Annotated in this window: 24 protein-coding genes and 1 tRNA gene; 13 read left to right on the top strand and 12 right to left on the bottom strand. The window is 68.7% G+C overall.

Annotated elements, in window-relative coordinates:
* Positions 1 to 32 precede the first annotated feature (32 nt).
* Positions 33 to 500, top strand: coding sequence for a PPOX class F420-dependent oxidoreductase (locus DN771_RS03780; RefSeq protein WP_116995984.1), 468 nt, complete (start codon positions 33 to 35; stop codon positions 498 to 500).
* A 167-nt stretch (positions 501 to 667) separates the two neighbouring features.
* Positions 668 to 1,792 (top strand): hypothetical protein, encoded by a 1,125-nt coding sequence (locus DN771_RS03775; protein WP_162941493.1) that lies wholly within the window; start codon positions 668 to 670, stop codon positions 1,790 to 1,792.
* Positions 1,793 to 1,880: 88 nt separating this feature from the next.
* Here the strand turns inward: DN771_RS03775 and DN771_RS03770 are convergent.
* Positions 1,881 to 1,954, bottom strand: a tRNA-Arg gene (locus tag DN771_RS03770).
* 122 nt (positions 1,955 to 2,076) lie between these two features.
* Between DN771_RS03770 and DN771_RS03765 the strand changes: the two genes are divergently transcribed.
* Positions 2,077 to 3,354, top strand: a complete 1,278-nt coding sequence (locus DN771_RS03765) for a hypothetical protein (protein ID WP_116995982.1) — start codon at positions 2,077 to 2,079, stop codon at positions 3,352 to 3,354.
* A gap of 39 nt (positions 3,355 to 3,393) precedes the next feature.
* Here DN771_RS03765 and DN771_RS03760 read toward each other — a convergent pair whose 3' ends face one another.
* Positions 3,394 to 4,134 carry a dienelactone hydrolase family protein gene (locus DN771_RS03760; RefSeq protein WP_116996161.1) on the bottom strand — a complete coding sequence of 247 codons (741 nt, stop codon included), beginning with the start codon at positions 4,132 to 4,134 and terminating at the stop codon, positions 3,394 to 3,396.
* 107 nt (positions 4,135 to 4,241) lie between these two features.
* Between DN771_RS03760 and DN771_RS03755 the strand changes: the two genes are divergently transcribed.
* The gene (locus DN771_RS03755; RefSeq protein ID WP_116995981.1) at positions 4,242 to 5,669 is read left to right on the top strand and encodes an alkaline phosphatase PhoX; all 1,428 of its coding nucleotides are present in this window, start codon (positions 4,242 to 4,244) and stop codon (positions 5,667 to 5,669) included.
* 15 nt (positions 5,670 to 5,684) lie between these two features.
* On the opposite strand, the gene DN771_RS03750 is transcribed toward DN771_RS03755, so the two are convergent.
* Positions 5,685 to 6,368 (bottom strand): TetR/AcrR family transcriptional regulator, encoded by a 684-nt coding sequence (locus DN771_RS03750; protein ID WP_116995980.1) that lies wholly within the window; start codon positions 6,366 to 6,368, stop codon positions 5,685 to 5,687.
* Between the two features lie 110 nt (positions 6,369 to 6,478).
* Here DN771_RS03750 and DN771_RS03745 point away from each other — a divergent pair, with 110 nt between their 5' ends.
* Complete coding sequence (locus tag DN771_RS03745) at positions 6,479 to 8,131, top strand: MFS transporter (RefSeq protein WP_205528403.1); 1,653 nt, start codon at positions 6,479 to 6,481, stop codon at positions 8,129 to 8,131.
* 87 nt (positions 8,132 to 8,218) lie between these two features.
* Here DN771_RS03745 and DN771_RS03740 read toward each other — a convergent pair whose 3' ends face one another.
* From DN771_RS03740 to DN771_RS03715, 6 genes are all read right to left on the bottom strand, one after another.
* Entirely contained in the window at positions 8,219 to 8,995 is a 777-nt protein-coding gene (locus DN771_RS03740) for a succinate dehydrogenase/fumarate reductase iron-sulfur subunit (protein ID WP_116996159.1), read from the bottom strand.
* Positions 8,996 to 9,085: 90 nt separating this feature from the next.
* Complete coding sequence (locus tag DN771_RS03735; protein WP_116995979.1) at positions 9,086 to 11,008, bottom strand: fumarate reductase/succinate dehydrogenase flavoprotein subunit; 1,923 nt, start codon at positions 11,006 to 11,008, stop codon at positions 9,086 to 9,088.
* A gap of 31 nt (positions 11,009 to 11,039) precedes the next feature.
* A complete protein-coding gene (locus DN771_RS03730) occupies positions 11,040 to 11,807 on the bottom strand; it encodes a succinate dehydrogenase cytochrome b subunit (RefSeq protein WP_116995978.1) in 768 nt (255 codons plus the stop codon).
* Between the two features lie 58 nt (positions 11,808 to 11,865).
* Positions 11,866 to 12,690 carry a DUF3097 family protein gene (locus DN771_RS03725; protein ID WP_116995977.1) on the bottom strand — a complete coding sequence of 275 codons (825 nt, stop codon included), beginning with the start codon at positions 12,688 to 12,690 and terminating at the stop codon, positions 11,866 to 11,868.
* A gap of 72 nt (positions 12,691 to 12,762) precedes the next feature.
* Entirely contained in the window at positions 12,763 to 13,113 is a 351-nt protein-coding gene (locus DN771_RS03720; RefSeq protein ID WP_116995976.1) for a DUF952 domain-containing protein, read from the bottom strand.
* Between the two features lie 36 nt (positions 13,114 to 13,149).
* On the bottom strand, positions 13,150 to 13,821 hold the full coding sequence (locus DN771_RS03715) for a hypothetical protein (RefSeq protein ID WP_116995975.1): 672 nt from the start codon (positions 13,819 to 13,821) through the stop codon (positions 13,150 to 13,152).
* Positions 13,822 to 13,904: 83 nt separating this feature from the next.
* Between DN771_RS03715 and DN771_RS03710 the strand changes: the two genes are divergently transcribed.
* The 5 genes from DN771_RS03710 to DN771_RS03690 all read left to right on the top strand — a co-directional run bounded on the left by DN771_RS03710 (position 13,905) and on the right by DN771_RS03690 (position 18,414).
* Positions 13,905 to 14,318 carry an SCP2 sterol-binding domain-containing protein gene (locus tag DN771_RS03710; RefSeq protein ID WP_116995974.1) on the top strand — a complete coding sequence of 138 codons (414 nt, stop codon included), beginning with the start codon at positions 13,905 to 13,907 and terminating at the stop codon, positions 14,316 to 14,318.
* An 8-nt stretch (positions 14,319 to 14,326) separates the two neighbouring features.
* Positions 14,327 to 15,187 carry a DNA-formamidopyrimidine glycosylase family protein gene (locus DN771_RS03705; protein ID WP_116995973.1) on the top strand — a complete coding sequence of 287 codons (861 nt, stop codon included), beginning with the start codon at positions 14,327 to 14,329 and terminating at the stop codon, positions 15,185 to 15,187.
* A 76-nt stretch (positions 15,188 to 15,263) separates the two neighbouring features.
* Positions 15,264 to 16,733, top strand: a complete 1,470-nt coding sequence (locus DN771_RS03700) for a recombinase family protein (RefSeq protein WP_116995972.1) — start codon at positions 15,264 to 15,266, stop codon at positions 16,731 to 16,733.
* Between the two features lie 203 nt (positions 16,734 to 16,936).
* Positions 16,937 to 17,572, top strand: coding sequence for a TIR domain-containing protein (locus tag DN771_RS03695; protein ID WP_205528402.1), 636 nt, complete (start codon positions 16,937 to 16,939; stop codon positions 17,570 to 17,572).
* Positions 17,563 to 18,414, top strand: a complete 852-nt coding sequence (locus DN771_RS03690) for a DUF4231 domain-containing protein (protein ID WP_116995971.1) — start codon at positions 17,563 to 17,565, stop codon at positions 18,412 to 18,414. The genes DN771_RS03695 and DN771_RS03690 overlap by 10 nt, the downstream gene beginning before the upstream one ends.
* Before the next feature lie 131 nt (positions 18,415 to 18,545).
* Here DN771_RS03690 and DN771_RS03685 read toward each other — a convergent pair whose 3' ends face one another.
* Both DN771_RS03685 and DN771_RS03680 read right to left on the bottom strand, forming a co-directional pair.
* Positions 18,546 to 19,385: an ENY2 family protein gene (locus tag DN771_RS03685; protein WP_116995970.1), complete on the bottom strand. Its 840-nt coding sequence runs from the start codon at positions 19,383 to 19,385 to the stop codon at positions 18,546 to 18,548.
* On the bottom strand, positions 19,382 to 20,434 hold the full coding sequence (locus tag DN771_RS03680; RefSeq protein ID WP_205528401.1) for a DNA adenine methylase: 1,053 nt from the start codon (positions 20,432 to 20,434) through the stop codon (positions 19,382 to 19,384). Before DN771_RS03680 ends, DN771_RS03685 begins: the two co-directional genes overlap by 4 nt.
* Before the next feature lie 715 nt (positions 20,435 to 21,149).
* Between DN771_RS03680 and DN771_RS03675 the strand changes: the two genes are divergently transcribed.
* From DN771_RS03675 to DN771_RS03665, 3 genes are all read left to right on the top strand, one after another.
* On the top strand, positions 21,150 to 21,350 hold the full coding sequence (locus DN771_RS03675; RefSeq protein WP_162941492.1) for a hypothetical protein: 201 nt from the start codon (positions 21,150 to 21,152) through the stop codon (positions 21,348 to 21,350).
* A 222-nt stretch (positions 21,351 to 21,572) separates the two neighbouring features.
* Positions 21,573 to 22,079: a mycothiol transferase gene (locus DN771_RS03670; RefSeq protein ID WP_116995968.1), complete on the top strand. Its 507-nt coding sequence runs from the start codon at positions 21,573 to 21,575 to the stop codon at positions 22,077 to 22,079.
* A 3-nt stretch (positions 22,080 to 22,082) separates the two neighbouring features.
* Positions 22,083 to 22,577 (top strand): flavin reductase family protein, encoded by a 495-nt coding sequence (locus DN771_RS03665; protein WP_116995967.1) that lies wholly within the window; start codon positions 22,083 to 22,085, stop codon positions 22,575 to 22,577.
* Between the two features lie 25 nt (positions 22,578 to 22,602).
* Here the strand turns inward: DN771_RS03665 and DN771_RS03660 are convergent, their stop codons facing one another.
* Entirely contained in the window at positions 22,603 to 23,328 is a 726-nt protein-coding gene (locus tag DN771_RS03660; RefSeq protein ID WP_116995966.1) for a DUF4389 domain-containing protein, read from the bottom strand.
* Between the last annotated feature and the right edge of the window lie 40 nt (positions 23,329 to 23,368).

Here is a 23,368-nt window from a genome sequence, read left to right as displayed (position 1 = left end):
TGAGTATTGCGCGAGGTCCTAGCGTCGGGCACATGCCACGCACGATCGCCACCGCCAACGTCGTCGACCGCCACGACTTGCTCGCATTCATCCGGCCCCGCCACCGCGTCGTGCTCACCACGACGCGAGCCGACGGCCGCCCGCAGTCGTCACCTGTCGCCGCCGGTGTCGACGATGACGGCCGGCTCGTCGTGTCGACCTACCCCGAGCGGGCCAAGACCGCCAACGCTCGGCGCAACCCCGCCGGCTCGGCCCTCGTCCTGTCGGACGACTGGAACGGTCCGTGGATCCAGGTGTGGGGTCGCCTCGAGGTGATCGACCTACCCGACGCACTGGAGCCGCTCGTCGAGTACTTCCGGTCGATCTCCGGCGAACATCCCGATTGGGACGAGTACCGGGCGGCGATGGTCGCGCAGGGCAAGTGCCTGCTGCGCCTCGAGATCGAGTCGTGGGGCCCGATCGCGACGGGCGGCTTCCCCGCCCGTCTCGCCGACGGCTAGCACCGGCCTGCCAGCGCCGGCCCGGGTCCGGTCGGCGCGTCGCATCGGTGTGGTCCTTCGCCTCTACCCCAGGTCGCTCGACGGCGGGACCATTCGCCTAGACAGCGATCCTCGACACGAGGCGCGGGCGCGGCTCGGAGCGGACCGCACGACGAAAGGAGCGCGCAATGCGTTCACAGTCTCATCGACGCGTGCGCAGCTGGGCCCTTGCCGGAGGCCTCGCTGTCGGCGGTGTCGCTCTCGCTGCGGCCGCCGAAACGCCGGTGATGGCATCGGCCGGCGGCTCGGCCCAGGCGCAGGCCGCCGATGTCTCGATCGGTGAGATCACCATCGACGCCTCGTCAAACAGTCCACTCTTCGAGGGCCTGGTGGCCCAGCTGAACGGCGACACGTTGATCGACGGCGAGAGCTTCGTCACCGATGCAGCCGACACGCCGGACGCACCATACGGAGTCGTCGACGACCAGCTGGCCGCGGCAGAGATCCCTGCGGTGAGCCCGGTGGTGTCGCTGAGCGAGCTGACCGTGCACTCCGCTCGCGCGACCGACGCCGCCTACTCCACGTACTGGCAGTCGTACCACGACGGGCTCGAAGCCCTCTCCGGCATCGCCGTCGCCTCGGCTCGACTTGGCACGATCCCGATCCTGTCTGCTGAGGAGATCACGTCCCGGGCCGACGCTCGCGTCGACGATCTCGACAACGGGTCCGTCGACCCCCCGACGGCAACCGCAGACGTCGCGACCTTCTCCATCGGCGGCATCCCGTTCGGCCTCGTGCCCAACCAGCCCATCACGAGCGAGTTCTTCCTGACCGACGCGCAGCTCGAAGAGGTGACCCGCGGAATCGCCGACCTCCCGTTCGACGATCTGACCGTCCTGTCGTGGTTCGGTTCGATCACGGTGACGGCCGAGTCCGCGACCACCGTCGGCAGCGACTCGGCCACCGCCGTCGGCCTGCAGGCCGTCGCCACACTCGACCTCCACGTCTCGCTCGGAAGCGGGCCGGCCGCTCTGCGCTCGCCGGCGAGCGGTGTCCGGGCTGCGGCACAGGTGACTCCGGTGCTCGAATTGAACGCCACCGGCACGCTGTTCGACATGGCCCTCGCGGCGAGCGAGGTGTCCCGTCCGCAGGGTGAGCCGGCCCCGACCACCACGACGACCACGCCGCAGATCCCGCCCACCGGCTCGACGTCGGCGCCGTCGACGATGGTGTGGGCGCTGCTCGTGACGGGCGTCGGCGTCGCTGTGGCGTTGCTCGCACGCGGCGGACGCCGCCACGACGCGACCCGCTGACCTGGACGGAGTTCGCGGCCGGGGCCGAATCAGCCGAGTCTCCATCGGGGGCTCGGCTGGTGCGGGATGTCCGGCGACATCACACGAGCGCCCCAGGCAGGAATCGAACCTGCGGCCTACTGCTTAGGAGGCAGTCGCTCTATCCGACTGAGCTACTGGAGCGGGCGTCGCCAGCCTACGACAAGCGGATCGGACTCGGATGCCCCCCGTTCGAGCACTCCGGGGGCGTCGAACCGGGAGTTTTCCGGGCGACGGCCGCCACGGCGATCCGTACCGTCGCATCCATGGCCCCGAACGACCCCTACCAACTGCAGTGGAACCTCAAGCCGAAGATCGAGGCCCTGCGCGCCGAGGCGGCGAGCGCGCGGGAACAGATGGCTGCCGGTGTCGGCGCCCGCCGGTCGGAGATCGGCATCGCCCGTGATCAGGCCGCTCGCGAGCAGCAGGCCGCGGAACAGGCGGCCAAGGCCGCCGATCAGCAGATCGAGCAGGCGCGGCGTCTCTCGCAGGAGGCGGCGAAGGAGATCGCCGAACTCGAGGCTGCCGCCGTGGCCGCCGAGAAGCGGGGCGACCATGCCGACGCCGCCGAGGACCGCGAGATCGTCATCGGCCGGCGCACCGAGATCACCGAGCACGAGGCTCGAGCGCGTCAGGCGACGCTCGACGCCGCCGAGCACCGCAGCCAGGCGGCGACCCACGCCCAGCGAGTCACCGAACTCGACGTCGAGCGCCGGGACGCCACGCTGCAGGCGCGAGCCGCCGAGGCGGAGCTGGACAAGCTCGACCGGCAGGCCGACCTCCTCCAGCAAGCGCGCACGCAGTACCAGCAGGAGTCGATCGGCGTCGGCGACGGCTCCTCGGCGGGCGCCGCGGCGCTGATCGCCCAGGCCGCGGCGATCTCGATCGATCGCAGCATCATCCGCACCGTCGTCCCGTCGTTCCCCGACGCGACGCCGGGGTACGACGACCCGCCGCCCCCGCTGCCCGACGGCGCCGAGTCGGACGACGCCTCTGCCTCCGAGGATTCCGGCAACGACACCGACCTGATGAACCCGAGCGACGTCGACGGTGTCGGCGTGCCCGACTCCGGTGACGACACCGACCTGATGGACCCGAACGACACCTCGAGTGAGTCCGCTCCCGACGGGCCGGGCCAGGACAACGACACCGACCTCATGCGTCCTGACTCGCTCGGCGGCGATGTGGGCAACGACTCCGACCTGATGGATCCGGCGACGCTCGGCGACGACAACGGCCTCATGTCACCCTCCGAGCCCGGTGCCGATCTCGGCGACGGCGGGGCGATGGCCGACCCCGTGTCGATGGAGACAGATGTCGCCGATTCGGGCGCCGCCGGCGAGTTCGACAGCAGCAGCGTCACGATGTTCGACACCTCGATCGACGAGTCCTTCGACAGCGCGCCCGACCCGACGTTCGGCGTCGACGCCGGCGGGTTCGCGGCCGACGAGGGATTCGCGGCCGACGTCACGGCTGACGTGTCCGGGTTCGACGGCGGCGAGTCGTTCGACAGCGCCGACTCGTTCGACTCCTTCGACGGCTGATCATCCGACGGGATGTGCCCGGCACATCCGGTCAGGCACTCACGCGGTGAGGGTGGCGCCGAAGAGGGCCTCGAGGGCGGCGTCGTGGCGACGAGCGCACGCCTCGTCGTAGACGGGCGTGTCGGCGAGGACGAACCCGTGGGCTGCGGGATAGGTCTCGATCGTGTGGTCGACCCCTGCGTCGCTGAGCGCGGCGGCCAGCCGCTCCTCCTGCTCGGCCGGGAACGACCGGTCGTCGCTGGCGGCAGCCACGTAGACGCGCGCCCTGGTGGTCGCGGCTGCGAGGTGCGGGCTGTCGGGGTCGTCCGTGGCCAGCTGCCCGCCGTGAAACGAGGCGGCGGCCACGATGCGGTCGGGGAAGCGCCCGGCGGCCGCCAGCGAGATGCCCCCACCCATGCAGTAGCCGGTCGTGCCGACGCGGTCCCCGGCGACCGCCGGATGGGCCGACAGGGCATCGAGGAACGCCGCCGTGTCGCTCAGCGCCATCTCCTTGGACAGGCTGAACACCATCGACATCAGCCGGTCGCGCTCGCCGGCATCGCTGAAGACGTTCTGCATGTCGAACGGGGCGTACTCGCCATGCCGGTAGAACATCTCGGGCACCAGCACGGCGTAGCCGAACGCGGCGATGTTGGCGGCGACGTCGACCATCGCCGGTCGGACGCCGCCGGCATCCATGTAGCAGATCACCCCCGGCCATGGACCCTCCCCGTCGGGGGTGACGAGCGTGGCGGGGCACACGCCATCGGTGGTCTCGATGTGGAGGATCTCGGTCGGCATCGCCCGATTCTTGACCGGCACGGTCCCATCTGCGCAATCTGACGTCCCACCCGCGGTCGCGCGGGGCCTCCGTCAGACGCCGCGAGAGAGGCGACTACGGTGCGCCCATGCGACTGACCCGCCGGCAGATCCTCCAGGGCGGCGCCGCCACCGCCGGCCTCGTCTTCACCGGCGGCACGTCGACGTTGTTCTCCACCACCGCCGGTGCGGCGTCGGGTCGCCCGGCATCTGCCCGGCGGAACGCCGTCCGTTCCTGGGCCAACGGCTACGGCGACCTCGTGCCCGATCCGGCTGGCGTGCTCGACCTGCCGGCGGGCTTCACGTACCAGATCGTCTCGGAGTCGGGTGGCCCCCTGACCGGCGGCGCCGGGGTACTGCCCGACGCGTTCGACGGATCCGGGCTGTTCGACATCGACGGCCGGCGCTTCCTCGTGCGCAACAGCGAGCAATGGCTACCGCCCGACCACGAGCATCACGTGATCGCCGCGCTCGAGCTCACCTACGACCCGGCGGCCGTGGGCGGGACGACGACGACCGAGCTCGACGACGCCCACGGCGTCGTCGCCGAGTACTTCAGCCTCGGCGGCACCGTCGCCAACTGCGCCGGCGGCAAGACACCGTGGGCCACCTGGCTCACGTGCGAGGAGACCGAGTGGCGGACCGGCGAGAACGGCCTCACGAAGGATCACGGCTTCGTCTTCGAGGTCGATCCCGTGAATCCGTTCGCCAACCTCAACCCCACGCCCCTGTACGGCCTCGGCCGGTTCGCCCACGAAGCTGCGGTCATCGACCCGACCACGGGCATCGTCTACCTCAGCGAGGACGCGAGCGAGCCCAACGGGCTGCTCTACCGGGCCCTGCCCTCGCGTCCGCTCGGTGGCTGGGCATCGCTGCGGGCCGGAGCGTCGCTCGAGGCGCTCGTCGCCAAGGACGGGGGAACCCTCGTGGGCGACCTGTCGGTGTACTCCGACGTCGGCACGGTCCTGTCGGTGGGCTGGGTGCCGGTCCCCGACCCTCTGGCCGTGGAGACCTACACGCGCACGCAGCTGGACGAGGTGACCCGGGCGCGCAAGCTGGAAGGCATGTGGTTCGGAGACGGTGCCGTGCACGTGGTCAGCTCGTTCGCCCGTCTCGGCGACGGCTCGGCCCAGGAACACGACGGGCAGATCTGGCGCCTCGACCCGGCGGCGAGCACCCTCGAGCTCGTCGTCCGCTTCGGGCTGAACGATGCTCCTGAGAGCGATGCCATCGACGGGCCCGACAACGTCACGGTGTCACCGTGGGGTGGGCTGTTGGTGTGCTGCGACGGCGCCGGCGCCCAGCACCTGTTCACGGTCGCCCCCGACGGCAGCACGAGCATCTTCGCCCGCAACGCCCGTGACGCCAGCGAGCTGACCGGCGCCAACTTCAGCGACGACGGGTCGACGCTGTTCTTCAACATGTACGACCCGGGCGCGACGTTCGCCGTCACCGGGCCGTTCGCCGGGGACGACACCGGCGGCACCGCTCCGGACACGGAGGCGACGACGCCCTGACGCGGCGGCCCGCCGTCAGCGCCCGGCGGCGAGCCCGCGGACGAGGGCGGCGACGGTGGCCGGGGCGATGTGGTCCCAGTCGAACTCGCCGTCGTGCTCCATGCGCATCTCGAGGCTGACGAGCCCGTGCTCGCACGCCCAGAGCCCGACGGCGACCTGGTAGGCGTCTCCTGCCGGGATCGCCCCCTCGTCCATCGCCGCTTGCACCCGCTCGACGACCCGGCTCAGCGAGTCGAAGGCGACCGCCTTGGCGTGCTCGGAGGGTTCGAAGTCGCGGACGGCCTGGTCGAACATCAGTGAGTAGTACGTGGGATTGGCGCGAGCGAAGGCGCGGTAGGCCTGCCCGCACCGCCGCAGGTTCTCCAACGGATCGTCGGTGAGCGGGAAGTCCTGCATCGCTTCGCCGAGGCGCCGGAAGCCGTCGATCCACAGCTCGTCGAGCACACCGACCTTGCCGCCGAAGCGCGAGTACACGTTCATCGTGCTGACCCCGGCGGCGGCGGCGATCCGCCGGACCGACAGCGCCGAGGGACCTTCGGCGGCGAGCAGGTCGTGGGCGGCCTGGAGGAGCGCAGCGCGGGTCTCGTCCGCACCGGCGCCCGCCGACGGGCGCGGTGGAGGGCCCTGGTCTCGGGCAGCGGTCGGCGGCGCATCCATGGCCTGTTCACCGTACTGCGCCGTCGGTGTGTCAACCGTCATGCAGACAATGCTATCGCGGTGTGATAACACTGTGATAGCAACGTGATCACCGTCACCGTGCCTCGATCACGCCGCTCCCACCCCACCCCCACCCCGACAAGGAGCACATCGTGTCCGCACCACCCGCCTCGGCCGCACCGCCGACGCTGTCCACGAACAGCTCAGCCCACCGCAATCGGTGGGCGATCCTCGGCGTCCTCTGTCTCGCCGTGTTCGTCGTCGTCCTCGACGGCACGATCGTCAACGTCACCCTCCCGTCGCTCGTCACCGAGCTCGGCGCCTCCAACCGCGACCTGCAGTGGATCGTCGACTCGTACGTGCTGGTGTTCGCCGGGTTGCTCATCGCCGCCGGCAGCATCGGCGACCGGTTCGGCCGCAAGGGGGTGATGCAGATCGGCCTCGCCCTCTTCGGCGGATTCTCGGCGCTCGCCGCGCTCAGCGACTCGCCCACCGAGCTCATCGGCTGGCGCGCCGCCATGGGCGTGGGTGCCGCCCTGCTGTTCCCCGCCACGTTGGCGATCCTCGTCAACGTCTTCACCGCCCCGAAGGAGCGGGCCGTGGCGATCTCCGTCTGGGCCGCCACGGCAGGGGTCGCCGTCGCCCTCGGACCGGTCACCGGCGGCTTCCTCCTCGAGCACTTCTGGTGGGGCTCGGTGCTGATGATCAACGTGCCGGTGGTGATCCTCGCCATCGTCGCCGTCGGCCGCATCGTCCCCACGTCACGGGACGCCACCATCCACCGCTTCGACCCGCTCGGCACGGTCTTGTCGATCGCCGGCATCGGCGTGCTGGTGTGGGCCGTGATCGAAGGCCCGGAGCACGGTTGGGCATCGGGCACGAGCATCGCCGCCTTCGCCCTCGCCGCCGTCCTCCTCGGCACGTTCGTCACCTGGGAGCGCCGCATCGATCACCCGATGCTCGACGTGCGGGTGTTCTCCAACATGCGCTTCACGGCCGGCAGCCTCGCCGTGACCTTCGCCTTCTTCGCCCTCTTCGGATTCGTGTTCGTCGTGACGCAGTACTTCCAGTTCGTCCGCGGCTACGGCACCCTCGAATCCGGCGTGCGCACCGTGCCGTTCGCCGTCTTCACGGGGTCGATGGCACCGCTGTCACAGAAGCTGGCGAGTCGCTTCGGCACCAAGGCAATCGTCGTCACCGGCCTCGTCTCGATGGCGGCGGGCTTCCTCATCGCCTCGCTCAGCGCGGCGGCCGACACGCCGTACTCGATCGTCGTCGTGGCCATGTTCTTCATGGGCGGCGGCCTCGGACTCGTGCAGGCGCCGGCGACGGAGTCGATCATGGGCTCGCTGCCCCCGGCGAAGGCGGGCGTCGGCTCGGCCGTGAACGACACGGCGCGAGAGCTCGGCGGCACGCTCGGCGTGGCGATCGTCGGCTCGGTGTTCTCGTCGATCTACTCGGCCCGCCTCGGTGACGCCCTCGCCGGCACTCCGGTGCCGCCCGAAGCGGTCGGCATCGCCCAGGAGTCCGTCGGTGCCGCCAAGGTGGTCGCCGAGCAAGCCGGTGTGCAGGTCGGCCCCGACGCGGCGAACTTCATCAACGACGCGATCAACACCTCGTTCATCGACGGGTGGCGGGTCGGGTCGTGGGTCTCGGTCGGCGTGGTGCTGCTCGGCGCCCTCGTCGCCTGGCGCTTCCTCCCCGCCCGGGCGGTGGAGAGCACGCCGGACCCGGTCGCCGAGCTCACCGACGGTGCCGAGACCGACACCGCCGACGAAACGGAAGCAACACTCGTCAGCGCCTGAACGCGAACGACGATCACCGCGTGGACCCGACGGTTGGTGCCAGGCACCAACCGTTGGGTCGCGTCGCGAGGTGGGGCGCGGCGACCGTCAGCGCTTCGAGAGCAGCTTGCGGTTCTTGAACTTGGCCTTGAGGTAGTCGCCGTTCATCTGGGCGATGACGTCGATGCTGATCTCCTTCGGGCAGGCCGCCTCGCACTCACCGTGGTTGGTGCAGGACCCGAAGTACTCGTCCATCGTCTCGACCATCGCCTCCGAGCGCGACAGACGCTCGGCCTGGCCCTGCGGGAGCAGGTTGAGATGCGACAGCTTGGCGCCGGTGAACAGGTTGGCCGCGCCGTTCGGGCAGGCGGCCACGCAGGCGCCGCACCCGATGCATGCCGCGGCGTCCATCGCAGCGTCGGCGACCACTTTGGGGATCGGCGTGATGTTGGCGTCGGGGGCACCGCCGGTGGGCGCGGTGATGTAGCCGCCGGCCTCGACGATGCGGTCGAGCGCAGCGCGGTCGGTCATCAGGTCCTTGATCACGGGGAACGCCCGGGCTCGCCACGGCTCGACGACGATCTCGTCGCCGTCGGTGAACTTGCGCATGTGCAGCTGGCACGTCGCCGTGCCCTTCTGCGGCCCGTGGGCCTGGCCGTTGATCATCAGCGAGCACGTGCCGCAGATGCCCTCACGGCAATCGTGGTCGAACGTGATGGCCTCGTTGCCCTGCTCGATGAGGCGCTCGTTGAGGATGTCGAGCACCTCGAGGAAGGACGCCTCGTCGCTGATCTCGGCGATCTGATGGGTCTCGAAGCGACCGGCGTCGGCCGGACCGTTCTGCCGCCAGATCTTCAGGGTGAGGTTCTTGATGGTGTGCGTCATCTCACTGCGTTCCCCGGCCATGCAGGCCGCGTGAGCGGTCGCTCGAACCTCGGGACGCTCGCTGCGCTCGCTGATCTCCGTACAGGCTGCTCACTTGTAACTCCTCTTGGCGAAGTGGGCGTACTCGTAGACGAGTTCTTCCTGGTGCCGCGTCGGGCGCATCGGATCGCCCGTCCACTCCCAGGCCCCGACGTGGGCGAAGTTGTCGTCGTCGCGCTGCGCCTCGCCCTCCTCGTCCTGGTACTCGGCACGGAAGTGACCACCACAGCTCTCGCGCCGCTCGAGCGCGTCGCGGCACATCATCATCGCCAGCTCGAAGAAATCGTCCACGCGGCCGGCCTTCTCGAGCGTCTGGTTGACGCTCGTGTCGGGACCGGTGACCCGCAGGTCCTTCTGGAACTCCTCGTACAGGGCGGGGATCTCCGACAGGGCCTTCTCGAGTCCTTCGGCCGTGCGCTCCATGCCGCAGTAGTCCCAGACGATCTTGCCGAGCTCGCGATGGAAGTAGTCGGGCGAACGGGTGCCACCGATCGACATGAACCGCCCGAAGCGCTCCTTGGCCTCCCGTTCGGCCTCGGCGAAGGCCGGGTGGTCGGTGCCGGGGACGGGCTTGTTGAGCTTCGGAGCGAGGTAGTTGCTGATGGTGTAGGGCAGCACGAAGTAGCCGTCGGCGAGGCCCTGCATCAGCGCCGACGCTCCGAGGCGGTTGGCGCCGTGGTCGGAGAAGTTGGCCTCACCGGCGCAGTACAGGCCGGGCACCGTGGTCATCAGCTCGTAGTCGACCCACAGCCCGCCCATCGTGTAGTGCGACGCCGGGTAAATGCGCATCGGCACCTTGGTGGGGTTCTCGCCGGTGATCCGCTCGTACATCTCGAACAAGTTCGAGTAGCGCTCGAACACCACGTCGTAGCCGAGTCGCTTGATCGAGTCGGAGAAGTCGAGGTAGACGCCGTTCTTCAGCGGGCCGACGCCGCGGCCGGAGTCGACGGCGCGCTTGGCGGCGCGGCTGGAGATGTCACGCGGAGCGAGGTTGCCGAAGCTCGGGTACAGCCGCTCGAGGTAGTAGTCGCGCTCCCCCTCGGGGATGCTGTCGGGCGAGCGGGTCTCGTCGGGGTTGGTCGGCACCCAGACGCGTCCGTCGTTGCGCAGCGACTCGGACATCAGTGTGAGCTTCGACTGGAAGTCGTCGGCCTGCGGGATGCAGGTCGGGTGGATCTGCGTGTAGCAGGCGTTGGCGAAGTAGGCGCCCTTGCGGTGGGCCCGCCACGCCGCGGTGACGTTGCACGCCATCGCGTTGGTGGACAGGAAGAACACGTTGCCGTAGCCGCCGGTGGCCAGCACGACGGCGTGGCCGGCGTGGCGGCGGAACTCGCCGGTGAGCAGGTCGCGGGTGATGATGCCGGCCGTCTCACCCTCGACGGTGACGATGTCGACGAGCTCGACACGATTCCACAGCTTCACGCCGCCGAGGCCGATCTGGCGGGCGAGCTGCTGGTAGGCGCCGAGCAGCAGCTGCTGGCCGGTCTGGCCACGGGCGTAGAACGTCCGCATCAGCTGGGCGCCGCCGAAGCTGCGGGTGTCGAGCAGACCGCCGTACTCGCGGGCGAACGGCACGCCCTGGGCGACCATCTGGTCGATGATGTTCACCGACACCTGGGCAAGGCGGTACGTGTTGGCCTCGCGGGAGCGGAAGTCGCCACCCTTCAACGTGTCGTAGAAGAGGCGGTGGATGCTGTCGCCGTCGCCGCGGTAGTTCTTGGCCGCGTTGATGCCGCCCTGGGCGGCGATCGAGTGGGCCCGGCGGGGTGAGTCGTGGAACGTGAACGCCTCGACGTCGTAGCCGAGCTCGGCGAGCGTGGCCGCGGCCGACGCGCCGGCCAGACCGGTGCCGACGACGAGCACCTTGAACTTGCGCTTGTTGTTCGGGTTGACGAGCTTCGAGTCGGCCTTGAAGTTGTCCCACTTGTCGGGGACGGATCCGGCAGGGATCTTGGCATCGAGTGTGACGGTCATGACGGGCTCCCTACAAGTGATTCGCTCATCGTCAGATCTCGATGATTCCGGCCTGCACGGCGATCGGGAACGACACGTTGCCGACCACGATCAGCGTGGCGATGCCGATCGCTGCTGCCCTGCGCCACTGGTTGAACCGCGGCGAGTTCCAGCCCATCGTCTGGAACATGCTCCAGAACCCGTGGAACAGGTGGATCCCGAGGGCGATGTTGGCGACGATGTAGAGGAGCGACACCGGGATGCGCGACAGGCTCGCATCGACGTTGCGGTACACGGCGCCACGCACGAAGTCGGGGTTGACCCAGCCCCACGTGAAGTCGGCGAGGTGCCAGAGGATGAACAGCAAGACGATGATGCCGCTCCAGCGCATCGTGCGGCTGGCGAAGTTCGCCACCACGTAGTCCCGCGACGACTTGTAGCCGACGGGCCGGGCCTTGCGGTTGATCACCGTCAGCGAGTACGCCGCGTGCAGGTGCAGGGCGACGGCGCCGATGAGCACGAAGCGCATCAGCCAGAGGAACACCGTGCGAGGCAGGATCGGCACGAGGATCTCGCGCAGGAACTCGCCGTAGATGTCGATGTCGTACACCCGCTCGCCATGGTGGTTCACCAAGCCGATGTACATCTTCAGGTTCCCGATCATGTGCACGACCACGAACCCGACGCCGATCAGCCCGGTGATGGCCATGACGTACTTCTTCCCGACGGCCGTCGAGTAGAAGTCGATGAGGAAGGGCTTGCGCTTGCGTTGCTGTGTCGCGGTCGCGCTGACCGGCCCCCGGGTGACCACTTGCGTCATGGCCAGAACGGTAATGCCGAGGGTACTGCCCGCCCGAAATCGGGGCAGGTGAGTGCCGTCACACCACGAAATCGATCAGCTGCTCGACAGCGCCGACGAGCTCGGGACGGAGGTCGGCGTACGAGGTCACCTTGTTGCGCAGGCGCGGCCAGAAGCGCTCGAGGTCGGTGCCGAGGGCGGCGCACATGCCGGCCTTCCACTCGACCCCGCGCGGCACGTCGGGCCACGCCTCGAGGCCCATCACCTTGGGCCGGATGCCTGCCCACACGTCGACGAAGGGGTGGCCGGTGACCAGCACGTGCGGCGAGCGGATCGCCGACACGACGCGCTGCTCCTTCGATCCTGCCACCAGATGGTCGACGAGGACGCCGAGGCGGCGCTTGGCGTCGGGCGCGAACTCGGCCACGGCGTCGGCGAGGTGGTCGATGCCGTGCAGCGGCTCGACGACGATGCCGCCTTCTCGCAACTCGTCGCCCCACACCAGTTCCAGCAGTTCGGCGTCGTGCTTGCCCTCGACCCAGATGCGACCGCCCGCGGCCACGCGGGCGGCTCGTCGCTCCCCGGCGATCGATCCGGAAGCCGTGATCCGGTCGGCGAGGCTGGCGTCGCGTCGCACGGCCGGGCGGCGCAGCGTGACCGGCCTGCCCTCGAGGAGGAAGCCGCCGTCCTTCCAACCGAAGTGACGCAGCTGGTTGCGGCGGTCGCGCAGCGTGACGGCCTCGGAGGTCCACTTCACGACGTCGCCGACGAAGCCGCTGGCGCGGTCCTCGATCACCATTCCCATCGCCACCTCGACGGTCGGATACGTCGGCCGCTTCTTCGAGTCGGCGAAGTCGTCGAGGATGTCTCTGGGGTAGCCCGTTGGGCCCTTCGATACACGCACGGGCCGAGTGTGGCAGGACCGCCCGCCGCGAACGCGGAGCCCGGTGGATCCGGGGCCGGGGTCAGATCTGCGTCACTCGGCGCCGAGAACGAAGCCGTCGGAGCCTCGAGGCCAGAGCGTGGCGTCGACGACGGCGTCGACGGGGATCGGACCGTAGATGTGCGGGAACAGCTCGCCGCCGTCCACCGCGGCCTCCTCGACGATCGGTGAGTCGATCCGGGACCGGTCGATCGTCAACAGCACGAGCGCCGGCAATTCGGCGTAGAAGCGGTTGGCGGTGGCCTCCACCTGATGGCGGTGCGAGCAGTGGATGAACCCCTCGTCGGCGAGGCTCCGCCCCCGCGTGCTGCGCTCGTACGTACCGGCGGCCGTGGCCGACTCCCACTCGTCGGGCAGGGCGATGTGGAACAGCGGCGCAGTCACCCCGCCAGTGTGCTCGCTCCGAGATAGTGCCTGGCACTATCTCGGAAGGGATCGCCAGCCCTCGGGGGTCAACGCCCAGTCGGCGACGGTCCCATCGGGGAAGGCGAACGGCGCGCGCACGCCGGTGTGGGCGAAGGCCGGCGGCAGCACGACCGGGCCCAGTTCGTCGGCCCATCGATGCCAACGATGCGCCGGTGCCTCGTCGAGATGGAGCCCGGCCCCGCCCGCCAGTTCGATGACGCCGTGCACCACGCCGGCCTGCTCGTAGCCGTCGGGTACCGGCGACGGGGCTGCCGTGGCGTACCACTCGAGGTCGAAAGCGACGGCCGTCGGCGTGCCGTAGGCGCGACCGAGGGCGTCGTCGGGGTCGTCGAGCGCCGTGGCGTAGGTCTCGTTGGACACCGTCCACTGTTCCATCGGGGCGTCGCACACGTGCTCGGCCCACAGCCCGTCGCCCTTGACGAGGAGCGGGTCCGGCCGGGGCGGCACGTGCCAGTCGGCCACGTGGAGGAGCGGTGCACCGGGACGAGCGACGGCCGCCCAGTACCAGGACGTTACGGCCGCGCCGTCGCGCAGGATCCGGTAGCCCGACACCACGCCGATCGGTTCGTGCGTGTCCGGTGGCAGCCAGCACGTGAACAGCCACTCCTCCACGACAGCGTCGTCATGGCGACCCTCGGCCCGCCGTTGGTCCCCGTCGACGCTCATCCGCGGCACTCTGCCACAACGACGCACCTCACGGTTGGTGCCTGGCACCAACCGTTGGGTCGGACGTCGGGCAGACTACGAGGGTGACGCGCTACCTGAGCCTCGACTGGATCGACGCCGTCGCCGACCGCATCGCGGCAAGCGACGAGCTCCAGACCCTCGCCCAGCACCACGAGGTCGGCATCACGCAGGTCGTCACCGAGGGCCCGGAGGGCGACGTCACCTACCACCTCCAGGTCGGCGACGGCAGCGTCGGCTTCGGCGCCGGCCCCGCCGAGCCCGAGCACGTGCGGATGGAGCAGACGTGGGAGACCGCCGTCGGCGTGGCCACCGGCGCCATCAACGCCCAGGACGCCTTCATCAACGGGCGCATCCTGCTCACCGGCGACCAGCAGCGACTGCTCGACGCCCAACCGGTCTTCGGCGCCCTCGACGAGGTGTTCACCGAGGTTCGCGAGCACACCGACTATGGCGAGGTCACCAGCGACGATGGTTGAGGTGACCGATGCCTGAGATGCCCGAGGTGCAGGCCCACGCCGAGCGCCTCACCGCCGCCTTCGCCGGCGACGTGCTGCAACGGTTCACGCCGTTGCAGTTCACGGCTCTCAAGACGGCGACGCCTCCGCCCGACGCGGCGTACGGGCACCCGCTCGTCGAGGTCGGGCGGCGCGGCAAGTACCTGCTCGTCACGTTCGAACCGGTCACGTTCGTGGTCCACCTGATGCAGGGCGGCCGGCTCCTCGTCGACACGAAACACTCGGCCAAGCCGCGCGGCGGACAGGCGCGCTTCACGTTCGCTCCCCGACCCGACGACCCCAAGCCGCCGGCACTCCTGCTCACCGAGCAGGGCACCGAACGCCGCGCCGGGGTTTGGTGCGTGCCCACCGACGATGCCTTGACCGTGCCGCCGCTCGACAAGCTCGGTCCGGAGGCGGCGACGATCGGCGCCGACGAGCTCGCCGAACGCCTCGCCGAACTGCCGTCCACACGCATCCACGGATGGCTACGGGACCAGCGCGCAGTCGCCGGCATCGGGCGGCGCCTCGCCAACGAGGTGTGTCACCGGGCCAAGCTGTCGCCGTTCGCGATGAGCCGCAAGCTCGGCGCCGACGGAGCCGCCCCGCTCGTCGCGGCGATCCGCGACGCCGTCGAGGAGGGCCTCGCCGAAGAGCGCGAGCGACCCGACATGAGCTCGTCGAAGGACCGACCGTCGCGCGTGCACGGGCGCACCGGCGAAGCCTGCCCCGTCTGCGGCGACACCGTCCGCGCCGTCGAGTACTCCAGCTACACGGTGAACTACTGCCCGACCTGCCAGACCGCCGGCAAGATCCTCGCCGACAACACCACCTCCAAATTTCTAAGGTAATCACGACGCGCTGAGCAGCTCCCACAGGTGGGACTCCAGAAGGGAGTCCCGAGCAGCCGAGGAGCCAGCGCAGCCAATGACGGCGAAGCGACAGTCGAACGTCCGCACGGGCACACCCACGCTGTTCTGGCGCGCGGCGATCTACGCCCGGATCTCGTTGGACAAGGTCGGCGAGGCGGCCGGTGTCGGCCGACAGATCGACGCCTGCCGCCACCTGGCCGACCTGGAGGGCTGGAGCGTCGACGAGGTGCTCGTCGACAACGACTTGAGCGCCTACTCCGGTGCGTGCCGCCCCGAGTACGAGCGACTACTCGACCTCGTCCGCCGGCGCGAGATCGACATCATCGTCGCCTACCACCCCGACCGCCTGTACCGGCGGCTTGCCGACCTCGTCGAACTGACCAAGGTGGTCGCCTCCGCCGGCGTCGAGATCCGGACGGTCGCTGCCGGTCACGTCGACCTGAACACGGCGAGCGGCCGGTTCACCGCCCAGGTTCTCGGGGCGGCGGCCGAGCACGAGTCCGCCCGCATCGGCGAACGCGTCAGCGCCAAGCACCACCAGAACGCGGAGCGCGGCAACGCCCGCGGCGGCGGCCGCTCCTACGGCTACCGGCGGGTGGCACAGGGCCGCATCGAGGTCGTGTCGGAGGAGGCTTCAGTCGTTCGGGAGGCCGCCGCCCGAGTGCTGGCTGGCCATTCGCTCGCGTCGATCGTCGTCGACTTCAACGAGCGCGGCATCCCATCGGCACACGGCAAGAAGTGGCGGCCCGGTTCGCTGGGCATGATCCTGCGGTCAGGTCGGATCACCGGCCTACGGGAGTCGAAGGGCACGGTGGTCGGCGAGGCGACCTGGGAGCCGATCCTCGACCGGGCGACGTGGGAGCAGGTGCGTTCCCGGCTCGCCCATGCGCCCATCGGTCGCCGCCCGAAGGTCAACCTGCTCGCCGGGATGTGCCGGTGTGCCGAGTGCGGATCGGTGATGGCCGCGGTCAGCGAACGCATGGACAAGGAACTCAAGCCGGGCCAGCGCCCACCGCGTCGCACGCTCGCGTGCGACAAGGCGAACCGGCACGGTTGCGGCTCCAACACCGTCAAGGCCGACTACGTCGAGCAGATCGTCGTCGACTACGTGCTCGCCGCGCTCGAACACACCGACATCGCGACCGCCCGAGCTCGTCGAGCCGGCGGCGACGCCCACCAGCTGGTGGCTTCGATCGAGACCGACGAACAGTTTCTCGCCGACCTTGCGGCGGACTACGGCGCGCAGCGGATCAACCGTGCGCAGTTCCTCGCTGCGCAGGATCCCATCCATGCTCGCCTGCTGCTCGCAAGGCGACGACTCGACCAACTGACCGTCGACCCCAGTCTCGACGGCACGGCCTTCGAGGGCGTGACAGCCGGCAGCTGGGATCGCCTGGACCTCGACCAGCAACGTGCCCTCATTGGCCTGTTCGTCGAGCACGTGGTGATCCGGAAGGGCAAGCGAGGCCGCTACTTCGACCCCAGCCGGGTCGAACCGGTGCCGGTCGAGCACGGCGTCTCATGAGGCAACGAACCCCGAGCCGCAGAGCCCCTCGCCACCTCGACGGTGCAGCGGGGCGGGGGCGAACCGCGCCGTCACTGCAACACTGACACTCTTGATGTGATCGGTCCGAAACGGCCGGGAGGGCGGCGCCGCTTCCACCTCACGACTTCGATGTCACACCCCGCGTTCATACTGGTGTGACAACCGAGATCAGAGGAGAAGACGTGTCCACATCCGACCAACAACGCAAGCGCCTGTTCGAGGCGGTGACCAGAGCTGAGGTCAGCTACGAGCTGGCGAAGCAGGCCGCCTCCCGGCAGGGGCGAACTGCGCCGGTTCGCCACAAGTGCTTCATCTCGTACCACGGCGCAGACATCGTGGGCGTGACCGACTTCGTCGAGAAGTTCAACGATGTGTTCATCCCACGGGTCGTCGGCGTCTCGGACAGCGACCACTTCAAGGACCCGGTCAGCAGCGAGGACGAGGAGTACATCAAGCAGCAGATCGGATCGAAGTACCTGTCCGACTCGACCGTGACCATCCTGTACGTCGGTAAGTGCACCTGGGCTCGGAAGTTCGTGGATTGGGAGCTCTCCTCGAGTCTGCGGAACGACCCTGTGAACAAGCGGAACGGCCTGCTTGCCCTCACACCGGCCGATCGATCGACCAACACGTTGCCCGATCGATTCGCCGACAACTGGGCCAAGGACGGATCCCGCTACGCGCGCTACCACTACTACCCGCAGTCTGCAGACGATCTGCGTGGCTGGATCGAGGACGCCTTCAAGGCGCGCGACTCGCGATCGAATCTCATCAACAACAAGCGCGCGCTGAGGAAGATCAACTCGGCATGCCCCTGATCGAGAACCGCTATCCCGAGTTCTACTGTCGCGCCGACGAGCACTCCGTCCGGTGGCAGCGGCGGTACCTGAGGACTGAGAAGGTGCAACTCGCGGCGCTCCTTCTGGCCGCCGGTGTGGGTTCGCTCGCCGGACCACCCGCGTTGGTCGTGCTCCTGTTCGGCACGGCGCTAATGGCGCAGGTCTACCGGCTCACCTCACGCGCTGACGAGAAGTGGTGGAACGGTCGAGCAGGTGCTGAGTCTGCAAAGACGGCCGCATGGCGATTCGTGGTCGGCGGAGAACCGTTCGGCATTCACAACCAGCAGTCGGAGATCGAGCTCGCGACCCGCATGGTCGAGGTGGCCCGTGAGGTGGCCCAACTCATGCCCGTGCCTGTCAACGGCGCCCACGTCACCGACGAAATGCGAACCCTCCGATCTCGACCGCTCGCTGAGCGCATCGATGCCTATCAGTCCGAGCGGATCCGCTCGCAACGCTCCTGGTACGCAGGCAAGTCAGAGTTCAACTCCAAGAGAGCCACCATCTGGTCGCTTGTCGGCGTTCTTTCCTCAGGATTGGCGCTCGGCTTCGGCGTCGGCGCTGCGATCTACGACTGGGATCTCGACGCCGTTGGGCTCTTCTCCGCCATCGGCGCATCCGTGGCGGCTTGGATGGCAGTGAAGCAGTACCAGACGCTGGCGCGCTCGTACGCAGTTGCCAGCGCGGAGCTTGGGGCCATCGACGTCAAGATCACCGGCAACCCGGCTTGGGAAGAGGCCGCCTGGGCATCGTTCGTGAACGAGGCCGAGGAAGCGATCAGCCGAGAGCACGTGTCTTGGCGAGCATCCCGGGCGGTCTGAGCTCCATCCCGGGCACTCCCAGCCCCAGCCTCGTCCGAGCGCTTGCGCGTACTCCCCTCGCCCTTCCGGCCACCGAACCAGGTCGGTCGTCGGAACGAGCTCCGTTGGAGCCTGATCGACTCCGCGACATATCAGATCAGCCCCAGCCGCTTGGCGGCCGCCTCCAGATCGGTCCGAAACTCGCCGAGGCCTTCAAGGGTGTACATGCCATCGATCTGGTTCGATGCCCGCAGGTCGTAGATCCTCCGCAAGTCGTTGAGCCGGCTCTTCCAGCCGATCCCGTCGATTGCCGCCATCACGAACTGGGTCGGCAGTCGCTTCTCGGCCATCTCCTCGACCTCCCGCACAGCGTCGGTGAGCTTCGAGCCGGTGGAATCGAAACCCTTGGCGGCAACGACGATGAGCGCATCCTTGCCCCCTGCCGGGATAGCCAGATCGCAAGGAGCAGTCTGACCATTGCGGCCCTCGAATCGGGTGCGGGTCGCAGATGGGAGCTTCAGGTCGGTAGCTACCTGCTCGATCTCGTCCTCGACGCGCCGGCCCGTGGCACCTGCATCTGTTGCTGTCCGTCGTGTACCAGCGCGCGCGACAAGGACGTCCCCGAAGTCGTACGTCCGGGACCGCTGTTCGTCAACCAGCCGGACAACGTCGTAGTTGTCGTCGAGCATCGCAACAACCTCTGCTGACCTCTCCCGCGCGAGCGTTATCCAGCCAGACGAGCCCAAGTGGTGGCGGAGGATGTTCTTCAGCTTCTCGCGGGTGAGCCCCACCGCCAGCCCGAGCACTGGGACTGCATCGGCCTCACCCCGGATGAACTCGGCCAGGCTCGCTCGATCGATGGTGCCAATGGCGGCCAGTTGCGTGGCGACGGTACGGATCTCTTCGCTCTCGGCCGTCGGGACGGTCGGGTCGAATGGATTGCTGAGTTGACTGAGCGACTCGACGTAGTGGTCGAAAGATCCGACTGTCATCGACCGATGAAGAGGTACTCGACGGCTTCTCGCCGTGACGCGGCCTGATGCGTTCCGAAGTGGTAGCGGTGATCGATTCGACGAACCTCGACTTCGCTCTTCACCTCGCCGAGGAGGCGCTCAATCGTTTCCGCGTCAGGCACTGCATTCGAGGAGTAGGACAGCACGATCGTCGACTCGCTGAACCTCTTGAACGTGTCCCGCAACGCGTCGACGATCGTCCGCTTGTAGCTGAACGGAGTGAACCTCTTGGTGAGCTTCTTCGTTCGGGTGTCCTCCATGATCTCAAGGCCGCGCCAATACACGCTCAGCCCTTCGAGGAAGTGGTAACGCTTGATGTAGCAGTTGTCGTCCTTCGGTGGCGCGTACGGCGGATCAAGGTAAACGAGGTCGAAGCCAACGGGATCGATTTCGAACACGTCCGATTGGATGGCTCTGCACGGTGCTCCGGTGCCGAAGACAACTGAGTTGTACGCCGCAGCCGCTTCGACGAAGTGCTCGCGAAGCGGAAGCCTGAGATCCCGCCGCCCGTCGTCGTAGCGAAGGTCGGTGAACGTGAACACCCCTCGCGGTTGCTTCCGCGCTGCGGCGAGGACGAGAGAAGCGATGGCGATACTTCGCTTGGCGCCGTCAAGTCGATCGATATGCGACCACGCCGAGTCGAGGAACACACGGTCTTCGTGCGTGAAGTAGAGCCCGTCGAACTTGGTCTGGATGAAGTCCCGATCGTCGATGGCCGGACCCGTCAACCGGGCAACGTCGTCGTCCGATAGCGTGACGTCATCGTTGGCAACCGTGGCATCTGCGATGACTGTCGGGAAGGCGAGGAAGTCATTCGCCGTCACCGAGTAGCCCATAGCCTTCAGGGTGTAGGAGACGACCCCGCTTCCTGAGAAGGCATCCAGGGCCGAGCCGCCTTCGAGCTCCGCAAACACATCCGCCAAATAGGGAACAAGCCTGTACTTCGACCCCATGTACCTCAGCCGCGGGAACGCAGCCGATGCCTCGGCGGCCCTGGCAGCGGAGGACTGCGGTGCGGTCGTTGCCATCTCGAACAACCTAGGCGCATTGGCGCCACCGCTCGGTGATCGACGGTGAGAATTCGGCTTGGCCATGTTCATCCTCCTGAGATTCGGGGGTGCGGGCCGTAGGCCGATGGGCTGGGCAAGCCAAGCTGCTCTTCAGTATGACCGTCCCCTGTGACACCGTTCCCGCGGAGGGGAGCGTGTCCTCGCCGGGCCGCAGAGTACGGCCGAGCGCCGCTAGCACAACCACGTCCCGGACTTGCTCCCGCCTGAACTCCCGGCGTACCAGTGGTGGAGGCCCTCCGAGCACCCCACGCTGGGCTACCGCACCCGGGCCATCGGGCACCAGGGCTCGCCAACGCATCTCGCCTCGCGAACGCCGGCTGCAACGAGAACGACTGAAGCCCCAAAGCCGCCTGGGCTGGCCTGGACCCGGCCGACCTGTCAACGACCGGCTTCCGCTCGCGTGTTCGCCAATCGCTGCATCGCAGCACTTGGCACCGCCCCGCCGAAGGCCCCGGCTCACGTGCAGACCGTCCCGGTGATTATCTGTGAGTGCTGCCCGATCTTGCTCCCGATGAACGATTCGGTCGGTGCGCCTACCGCACCATCGAGCGAGTCGGCGACACCCATGGCGGCCGGTCCTCTTGCAAACTCGACCATCGCGCCGGTTGCCGACGATGATCGGCGACGGCACGACCTGTCGCAGATTGCGGCGCAGCGGGGTGCGTTCAAGGGCATGCGTGCCGACTCATCATCGAGGCCCACCGAAGGCCCGACGATCGTCGGGGTCCGTTCCGGGATCGTGCTCGATCCGAGGCTCGTGGCCACGTTCCGGGCGGTCGCTGCTCGCACCGACATCGCCCAGCGGGTGCTGACGATCCTCGAGCCGGGTCAGGGATCGATGGCACCAGCTGCCGCCGGCCGACACCGACGCTGACGCTCGGCTCACCCGCCGCGTGCTGGGACGCGTCCGACGAACGGGAGTGTGTCCGGTGGTACGTTTCGAGCGGAGCCAATCAGCGCAACGGCGAATACCTGCGGATCGAACTCGCCGACAACACGACCTCGAAGTTCCTCAAGTAGCCGTCGACCACGTTGCGCCGGCGCAGCGCCGACCGGCACCGCACGGCCGCGTGGGGCGTTGTGATGGACTGGGGCGATGGATGTCGCCGGGCTGCTGCTCGAACTGTACGGACGGATCCCGCCGCTGGCGAAGGACGCCGTGGACGGCGTTCCCGTCGATCGGCTCACCGAAACGCCGCGGGACGGCACGAATCCGATCGGCTGGCTCGTCTGGCACCTGGCGCGCGTCCAGGACCATCACATCGCCGAGATCCTCGACGCCGACCAGATCTGGGCCGGCGGCCATTGGGCCAGCCGGTTCGGGCTCGACCCCGACCCGGCGAACATCGGCTATGGGCACACGCCTGCCGACGTACGCGAGGTGCGAGCGGAGTCGGGCGATGCCCTGCTCGACTACCTCGCCGCCGTCGACGAACGGACCCGGGCGATGCTGAGCGACCTGACCACGACTGACCTCGACCGCATCGTCGATCGGCGGTGGGACCCGCCGGTCACCCTCGGCGTCCGGCTCGTCAGCATCGCCGACGACAGCCTGCAGCACGCCGGGCAGGCCGCCTACCTGCGCGGCCTGCTCGACCTCTGAGCGATGGCCGGTGACTTCGACCGCTTCGTGGGGCCCCTCGACCCGGCGGCATTGATCGTCACGGCGGCCGTCGAAGGGGAACGGTCCGGTTGCCTCGTCGGCTTCCAGGCACAGTGCAGCATCGACCCCCCGCTGCTCGCAGTCTGGGTGTCCCACGCCAACCACACCCACGGCGTGGCGGCGCGGGCGACGCACCTCGGGGTGCACGTGTTGAGCGACGACGAACGCGAGCTCGCCGAGCTGTTCGGCGGCACGACCGGAGACGAGGTCGACAAGTTCGAACGGTGCCGCTGGACACCCGGTGCCTTCGACGTGCCGCTCCTCGACGACTGCCCGCGACGCGGCGTCTTCGAGGTGGCCGCCCGGCACGACGTCGGCGGCGACCACGATCTGTTCGTCCTCGCCCCGGTCGACATCACGACTGGCAGCACCGGCGACACCGCATTGCGCATCGGCGCCATGGACATCGAGCCCGGCCACCCCGTCCCACCGGAGTGACGGAGCGGCGACGCGGTCGACGCGGTCAGGCGGGCGGGCCGGACGGCGGGGGCAGGGGCTGGCCGGGGGCGGCCGCCGGTCCGGGCGGGGGCGGCGACGACGCCCACTGCGACACCTGGCCGTAGGTCCCACGGCCCGAGCCGTGGTCGCCCGGCGGCAACGTGCTGACCGGCGACGAACCCTCGTAGCGGGGATAGGTGTCGGTCATCAGGAACTCGTAGGCCGTCAGGTTGAGCGAGAAGCGGTGCACCCGAACGGCGAAGTCGAACATCCCCCGGGGCATGCGGCCGGTGAAGAGGATGGCGAACCAGCTGATCAGCACGACCACGGCGAGGCCGATGCCGAGCACCAAGAGAATGAGCAGCGCCGGGATCACCCAGATGATGCGCAGCGCCGACGTCAGCCGGTTGGCCGGCTCGACGTAGCCGTGGTCGAAGGCGACCGGCTCGTCGCCCCACCCGCCACCGAAGCGGGGCCACACGTCGTGGGTGAGGTAGGCGTAGGAGTTGACGCGGCTGGCGTAGGCGAGCCACGAGCGCTGGAACTCCCAGATGCCCCGAGATCGCTTGCCGGTGAACACGGTGACGAACCACTGCCCGATCGTGGCGAACTGCACGGCGTAGCCCCACAGCCCCAGCACGATGGAGTGGGGCAGCACGGTGAAGTAGCGGAAGAACGTCGTGAGACGATTCAGCCCTTCCCGATACTGCACATCGAACGTGACGGCCTGCCCTGATCCCCCGTTGGTCATGAACGAACGGTAGCGATCCTGGCCGCGACGTTCCGCGATA

This window comes from Desertimonas flava (assembly GCF_003426815.1).
GTDB classification, from domain to species: domain Bacteria; phylum Actinomycetota; class Acidimicrobiia; order Acidimicrobiales; family Ilumatobacteraceae; genus Desertimonas; species Desertimonas flava.
Note: the sequence above shows the minus strand (reverse complement) of the source record. Positions and strands in the feature narration are given on the sequence as shown.

Bases quoted from the DNA above. Each gene is read 5' to 3' on its own strand.
- DN771_RS03780 (WP_116995984.1), top strand. From the start codon at position 33: ATGCCACGCACGATCGCCACCGCCAACGTCGTCGACCGCCACGACTTG.
- DN771_RS03700 (WP_116995972.1), top strand. From the start codon at position 15,264: ATGACGGCGAAGCGACAGTCGAACGTCCGCACGGGCACACCCACGCTG.
- DN771_RS03660 (WP_116995966.1), bottom strand. From the start codon at position 23,328: ATGACCAACGGGGGATCAGGGCAGGCCGTCACGTTCGATGTGCAGTAT.
- DN771_RS03675 (WP_162941492.1), top strand. From the start codon at position 21,150: ATGCGTGCCGACTCATCATCGAGGCCCACCGAAGGCCCGACGATCGTC.
- DN771_RS03670 (WP_116995968.1), top strand. From the start codon at position 21,573: ATGGATGTCGCCGGGCTGCTGCTCGAACTGTACGGACGGATCCCGCCG.
- DN771_RS03715 (WP_116995975.1), bottom strand. From the start codon at position 13,821: ATGAGCGTCGACGGGGACCAACGGCGGGCCGAGGGTCGCCATGACGAC.
- DN771_RS03705 (WP_116995973.1), top strand. From the start codon at position 14,327: ATGCCTGAGATGCCCGAGGTGCAGGCCCACGCCGAGCGCCTCACCGCC.
- DN771_RS03760 (WP_116996161.1), bottom strand. From the start codon at position 4,134: ATGCCGACCGAGATCCTCCACATCGAGACCACCGATGGCGTGTGCCCC.
- DN771_RS03775 (WP_162941493.1), top strand. From the start codon at position 668: ATGCGTTCACAGTCTCATCGACGCGTGCGCAGCTGGGCCCTTGCCGGA.
- DN771_RS03765 (WP_116995982.1), top strand. From the start codon at position 2,077: ATGGCCCCGAACGACCCCTACCAACTGCAGTGGAACCTCAAGCCGAAG.
- DN771_RS03750 (WP_116995980.1), bottom strand. From the start codon at position 6,368: ATGACGGTTGACACACCGACGGCGCAGTACGGTGAACAGGCCATGGAT.
- DN771_RS03730 (WP_116995978.1), bottom strand. From the start codon at position 11,807: ATGACGCAAGTGGTCACCCGGGGGCCGGTCAGCGCGACCGCGACACAG.
- DN771_RS03680 (WP_205528401.1), bottom strand. From the start codon at position 20,434: ATGGCAACGACCGCACCGCAGTCCTCCGCTGCCAGGGCCGCCGAGGCA.
- DN771_RS03740 (WP_116996159.1), bottom strand. From the start codon at position 8,995: ATGACGCACACCATCAAGAACCTCACCCTGAAGATCTGGCGGCAGAAC.
- DN771_RS03690 (WP_116995971.1), top strand. From the start codon at position 17,563: ATGCCCCTGATCGAGAACCGCTATCCCGAGTTCTACTGTCGCGCCGAC.
- DN771_RS03755 (WP_116995981.1), top strand. From the start codon at position 4,242: ATGCGACTGACCCGCCGGCAGATCCTCCAGGGCGGCGCCGCCACCGCC.
- DN771_RS03735 (WP_116995979.1), bottom strand. From the start codon at position 11,008: ATGACCGTCACACTCGATGCCAAGATCCCTGCCGGATCCGTCCCCGAC.
- DN771_RS03685 (WP_116995970.1), bottom strand. From the start codon at position 19,385: ATGACAGTCGGATCTTTCGACCACTACGTCGAGTCGCTCAGTCAACTC.
- DN771_RS03665 (WP_116995967.1), top strand. From the start codon at position 22,083: ATGGCCGGTGACTTCGACCGCTTCGTGGGGCCCCTCGACCCGGCGGCA.